Source organism: Collinsella sp. LCP19S3_A7, from assembly GCF_052121995.1.
Lineage (GTDB): Bacteria > Actinomycetota > Coriobacteriia > Coriobacteriales > Coriobacteriaceae > Collinsella.
The window spans coordinates 328436-334544 of record NZ_JBQKDE010000001.1; the positions used below are offsets into that span (position 1 = coordinate 328436).

The window sequence follows — 6109 nt, forward strand, 5'->3', positions numbered from 1 at the left end:
TGACGGGGTCGCTGCGTGATTGGATACCGTGCTGCTATGAAGAAATGGTCATTCGGAGTGCTGGTTTTTTCGGGCCTCATTTCTTTTGGGCTCCTATTGGGTTCTCCCTCGATGTCATGCGCTCTTGATTTGGCAAACCATGATGAGGGCCCTTCTTCTGCCGTTGTTATTGCTTCTGTCGAATCATGTGTTGATGCTCAGCGCGAATCGGCCTTCGCCGTTGAGCAGAACTCTCAGGTGGATAATGAGGTCTCTTCTGAGGTTTCGAATCAAATTATTTGGCATCAGGGGTGGATATCGCCCGAAGAGGGGGCTGGTTTTTGGCGTTGGGGCTTGTCCGACGGAACAATTGCTGTTTCTTCTTGGAGACATATAAACGGTAGCTGGTACTGGTTCGACGACGAAGGCCGAATGGCTCAGGATGGATTGGTCCAAGTCGGTGGTGCGACTTATGGATTCTCCTCTTCTGGCGCAATGCGTGTCGGCTGGTACCTAGATTCTACGGGCTCCACTTCTGCTTGGCGTTATTTCTCCGGTTCTGGCGCCATGGTAAAAGGCTGGCTTTCAGACGGCAGCAACTGGTATTGGCTGGATGATGAGGGCAAGATGGTCCACGATACAATGCTGCAGATCGGGGAAGCCACGTATGGATTCTCCTCTTCTGGCGCAATGCTTATCGGATGGCACCTTGATGCTTCCGTCTGGCATTATTTCTCCGGCTCTGGCGCCCTGGTAAAGGGCTGGCTCTCGGATGGGGGCCGTTGGTACTGGCTTGATCCTGCGGACGGTTCTATGGCAACCGGGCTGAATGCATGCAATGGAACCCCTTATATCTTTAACGGGTCGGGGGCCATGCTCTCCTCTCAGTGGGCACTTGTTGACAATAACTGGTATTACGCTGACTCCAACGGCTTGCTGCATGGAGGCTGGTTGCTTCTAGGGAATTCTTGGTATTACCTGGATCCAGGAAGCCATATTATGCTCACGGGCTTTGTGCAAGTGGGCTCGTCCACCTATTTCCTTACGAGTTCAGGTGCCATGGCAACAGGCTGGGCACTTGCTGATGGTACTTGGTATTACGCCGCATCAAGCGGAGCTATTCAACGAGGACGGTGGATAAAGTCCGGAAGCGCCTGGTATTACCTTGATGATGTATCCGGCGCAATGCGTACTGGTGAATTCGCGGTAGGAAGCACGCGCTATTTTTCTTATGATTCCGGCGCGATGGCATCTTCGTGCTGGATTAACTTGGGCGACGGTATGTCATGGGCGAATTCGTCTGGAGCACTGAGCGAGCCGTTGCCTACTTCATCTGATGGATCTCCCGTAATCGCTGATCGTGCCGACTTGTCTTCATTGCCAGGTACAATTCATATTGGAGACGCGGTTTTCTATGCGGACGCAAACGGTGTCGTTAATGTGGCATCTGGTTGGATTATGTCGAATGACGCTTCTGACGAAAATGGCAATTCTTGGCACTACGCATCTTCCAATGGTGTCCTTAAGTCTGGTTGGCAATATGTCAACGGTGCGTGGTATTGGATGGACCCTTCTACATTCAAGATGAAAACTGGATGGCTTAATGACGGCGGTACGTGGTACTGGCTCCAGCCTTCGGGCGCCATGTTTGCTAATGGGTGGCTGAAAATTGATGGCGTCGACTACTACTTCAATGCAAGCGGTGCATGGTTGAATACGTCTGGTTCTGTTTTGGGGGTCAATAGGTCCAGCCTGGTCAATTGGCTTATGAGCCACGAAAACGATGGCTATTACCGTGGAACACGCTACGACACACATCTCAGCCAGGAAACGTGCATATACCCAAAGGGCGATCCGCGTTGGGACGGTTATACGGGCATGAATTGTGGTGGATTTGTATCGCATGCGTATATGAAAGCGGGCGGTAATTTAGCTCCCATTGCCGCCGAGCAGAGCCATTCCCCTTGGAGTGGAGGTCCCGGAAGGGGCGGCTGCGTAAACGCGTATCGTTGGTACGGCTACGCTATCGATACGTGCGCGAACGTGACTTATTTCAACTCTATTGATGAGTTGTTACGTAGCGGTTTGGCTCGTAAGGGGGACATTGTGTTCTTCAATCCTTACAACCCATATGCGGACGATAGCCACATTGGCTTTTTCTGGGGCAATTCGCCGAGCGAAAATTTGTTCTGGCATAGTGATGGTTATGGAAATCGCATCTCCGGTTTGACTGCTTTGGGTCCATCGAAAGTAATCTTGATTCGCTAAACTGCAAAGAAGTAGGGGCCAAGTTGCCCCTACTTCTTTGCATCTTTTTGGCGTCTTTTTGATGACTGTGTCCAACATATTTCTAATATGTTAAACGATGGGTGCTAGATGATCGCGTCGAAAATGTTGGTGTAAGGGTGACACCCTAGCGCTCGTTTAACGAAGAACGGCCTTCGTCCTAGAATCTGAAATCACCACAACAACAGGTTCTAGGAAAGGACGAAGACCGCTATGGAAATCTTATCAGACCCGACGCCGGACATGCTCGCTATGCCCCGTTTCGACGACGGCGCCATCGATATGCAGGAGCTGCTTCGCAGACTCGCCGAGCAGGTCGTGAACGCCGTGATGGACGCCGAGGCCGACCAGCTCTGCGGTGGCGGGGCGAACAGCCGAAACGGCTACCGCGAGAGGTCGCTCGCCACCTGCGTCGGCACGCTGACGCTGCGCATCCCCAAGCTGCGCTCCGGCAGCTTCTTCCCGGAGGACGTGCTCGAGCGCCACCGGCGCGTCGACCGCGCCCTCGTTGCCGCCGTCGCCGAGATGTACGCCACGGGCACGAGCACCCGCAAGGTGCAGAGGGTGGCCGAGAAGATGGGCGTCTCCAGGCTCTCGAAGGACCAGGTGAGCGCAATCGCCTCGAGCCTGGACGCAGACATCGAGGATCTGTGCGGAAGGCCGCTCGACGGCTCGCCGGTGCCCTACGTCTGGCTCGACGCGACCTACGTCAAGTGCCGCCGCGGGGGGCGCGTCGCCTCCACCGCCGTGGTCACCGCCATCGGCTGCGATGCGGGCGGCTGGAGGCGCGTCCTTGGCGTCGACGTGGTTGACACCGAGTCTTACGACTCGTGGCTCGCCTTCCTGCGGGCTATCCGCTCGCGCGGGGCGGCGGGCGTGCGGCTCGTCGTCTCGGACGCCCACCCGGGGCTCGTCCGGGCGCTCGGCGAGGTCTTCCAGGGCGCCGCGTGGCAGCGCTGCGCGGTCCACCTCATGCGCGACTGCATGCGCGAGGCCGGCTCCTGGCAGCTCAGGCGCCGCGTGGGCAGGATCGTGTCGCAGGTGTTCCGCGGGCGCGACGCCGCCACCGTGACGGCCATGTACCACGCGGCGTGCGACATGCTGGCGGGGTGCTGCCCCAGGGCGGCGGCGGTGCTGGAGGAGGCCGAGCCCGACGCGCTGGCCTACCTCGACTTCCCGCCGGCCCACTGGAAGCGCCTGCGCACCAACAACGTGCAGGAGAGGACCAACCGGGAGATAAAGCGCAGGTCGCGCGTCGTGCAGGTGTTCCCCTCCACGGGCTCGCTGGTGCGGCTCGCGGGCGCGGTCATGTGCGAGCAGGACGAGATATGGCAGGAGTCCAGGTACTTCTCGGAGGCGAGGATGAACGAGCTCTACGACGACGGTCGCACCCGGGGGACCGACGGTCCCGTCGATTGGGCGCGGCTCGAGGCGGAGGCAAGGAAGATGCTCGAGTCCGGCCTCGAGCTTGCGGACAGGGTCGAGGCGGCATAGGATATCAACCGTATTCCAGATTCTGGGACGCCGGGCCGACTCGCTTCGGATCGGGCACTACACCAACTTTCTCGACACTACCTGCTAGATCAATTAGGCTTTACGGAGCTGAACAGGCTCACTGCCTTTTTTCGAAATAGCTCAAGAGTTAAAAAGGCCACGAAAAAGGCAAGGCTTATTAATATCAGAAGGGGCACACCAATTAAAGTGGTTCTGTCTAGCAGCCAGCTGAGTCTTCCGTTGAGCCAGATGCTGTAAAACCAATTGCTATTATCTATTGTGTAGACTGCAAAGGCCAACGGTGAAGCTTGCTTTAGTAGCTGTTGCAGTTTTTCTGAACTGACGTTAATTCTTGTTGCGAGGATGAAGAGACAAATAGAACTCGTTGCAACGTAGGGGTTGGAATAGGCGAGCCATCGAAGGGGATTCATCTGTAGCACATGAACGTCGTTCCACTGGTGATATAAAACGACAAGTGGCAGCAATAAATATACAAAGAACAGCCGTTTTGTACTCACGACCTTGTCTATAGTTTCTTTATTTCTTTTAATCGATGCACCGGCAAGCCAGAGTACGGCAAGCCACATCGTAGAATAGCCTTCATTTAACCCTGTTGATTCAAATAGAGTTGAGGCAATTAGCAACGCTGAAGATGTTAAGCCCAACTGAAATGATGTCAATGATTCGATTGCGCAATTAAGGAATGGCACCATTAGCTGCAGAAGAAGAAAGCTATTTAGATACCAATATTCTGCAGTGGAAACCGGAAATGGCGAAGCAAACAATTCGATTTTACTGATTTGTCCAAGCGCGAATCCCGTTAGTGCGGATGCTGTGGACCAAAAACATGCTGTTGCCCAAATCGAGAAAATGGAACGTCCCTTAATCGGTCTGCCGGCGGATAAATAACCTGACATTAATGCAAATACGTTTACAGCGACAATCGCATAATTCTCAATTGCCATATATGCTAAGTCTCTAATGGAATCTAGCGTCCAGTCAAGGACTCCCCCTCGTCCAAGGTTGTGTAGCAGCACAACCATAAACATTGAGGTCAGTCGAGCAATATCGATGCCGTATACACGTTGTTTTGGCTTTGTCATATATTTGCTTTCCTTAGTTACTTCAGGTGCCCCGATAATAGTACTAGCATAAGCGTTGTCTATGAGTAAGTGTGTATAGACAACGAAGCGCGTGGATTGCTTTCACGTTATTTTGACCAAGACCATTTGGTAACCCATGGGAACATACTTGATATATGCTGTAGGCTAACAATGATTTACTCGAAAGTAGAGTTGACATGGTGAAACATATTAAAATGTTCCTACTGGCATTAACGTTGCTGATGCTAACGCCCAATTCAATGCTTCTATTCCCGTCAAATGCGGAAGCTGCTCAGTTCCCAGTCGAGAATTCTTGGCGTTATGAGGATGGACAATTGGTCGATGAGGATGCTTTTTCCGAAGAAGGTGGAATAGCCTTATTGTCAATGGACATTCTTCCTGATGGGGCTGCAGCGCAGGGCATCGATGTCAGCGAGCATCAAGGACGAATTGACTGGGATGCAGTTAAAGCTTCTGGCATCGATTTCGCTATTCTGCGCGTTGGATTTGGCGCTCCGTCCTTCGGCGGTCGAGTTGACTATCAATTTAATCGAAATATTTCTGAGTGCGAGCGACTCGGAATTCCCTACGGCGTCTATATCTATTCATATGCTTTTGATAATCAGCAGGCAGCTGATGAGGCATCAATGGTGATCAATTGCCTTTCTGGGCATAATCCAAGATTGCCGGTGTATTACGATCTTGAGGATAGCTCGATAATTGCAAATGGACGTCAAACCGGAATTGCATCGAGGGCGCAGGTTTTTTGTAATAGGATTTCTGCCGCAGGATATGAGCCTGGTATTTATGCAAATTTAAATTGGTTTAACAACATTTTGACTGACTCTGTATTTAAGAGTGGTTCTTGGGATCATTGGATTGCTCAATATAACTCGCAATGTGACTATACCGGTAATTACAGTTTTTGGCAGTATAAGAGCAATGGAAAAGTCCCTGGAATCAACGGCAACGTTGATATGAACTACGCATATGTTGACGTCTCTCTTTATCATTGGCAACTAATTGACAGCACCTGGTATTATGCAGCCTCCAACGGTAAGGCGTATGCCGGATGGTTGTTTCAGGGCGGCACGTGGTACTGGCTCGAGCCCGACGCGGGCGGTGCCATGGCCACCGGCCTGCACGAGTGCGGCGGCTCCATGTACTGGTTCAGCTCCTCCGGCGCGATGGCGACCGGGTGGGTCCTCGACGGGGGTACTTGGTACTACGCGACGGGGTCCGGCGCG

At 53.0% G+C, this 6109-nt stretch carries 4 protein-coding genes; 3 read left to right on the plus strand and 1 reads right to left on the minus strand.

All coding sequences use genetic code 11. The annotated features are described in order from the left end of the window. Positions 1 to 15: 15 nt before the first annotated feature. Both ACTQV3_RS01355 and ACTQV3_RS01360 read left to right on the plus strand, forming a co-directional pair. A complete protein-coding gene (locus tag ACTQV3_RS01355; protein ID WP_441568596.1) occupies positions 16 to 2247 on the plus strand; it encodes an N-acetylmuramoyl-L-alanine amidase family protein in 2232 nt (743 codons plus the stop codon). A 231-nt stretch (positions 2248 to 2478) separates the two neighbouring features. Beyond that, entirely contained in the window at positions 2479 to 3759 is a 1281-nt protein-coding gene (locus ACTQV3_RS01360) for an IS256 family transposase (protein WP_441568597.1), read from the plus strand. Positions 3760 to 3848: 89 nt separating this feature from the next. On the opposite strand, the gene ACTQV3_RS01365 is transcribed toward ACTQV3_RS01360, so the two are convergent. Continuing rightward, complete coding sequence (locus ACTQV3_RS01365) at positions 3849 to 4862, minus strand: acyltransferase family protein (RefSeq protein ID WP_441536307.1); 1014 nt, start codon at positions 4860 to 4862, stop codon at positions 3849 to 3851. A gap of 197 nt (positions 4863 to 5059) precedes the next feature. On the opposite strand from ACTQV3_RS01365, the gene ACTQV3_RS01370 reads away from it, so the two are divergent. Further along, on the plus strand, positions 5060 to 6109 hold a 1050-nt coding region (locus ACTQV3_RS01370; RefSeq protein WP_441536309.1), incomplete at its 3' end, for a GH25 family lysozyme.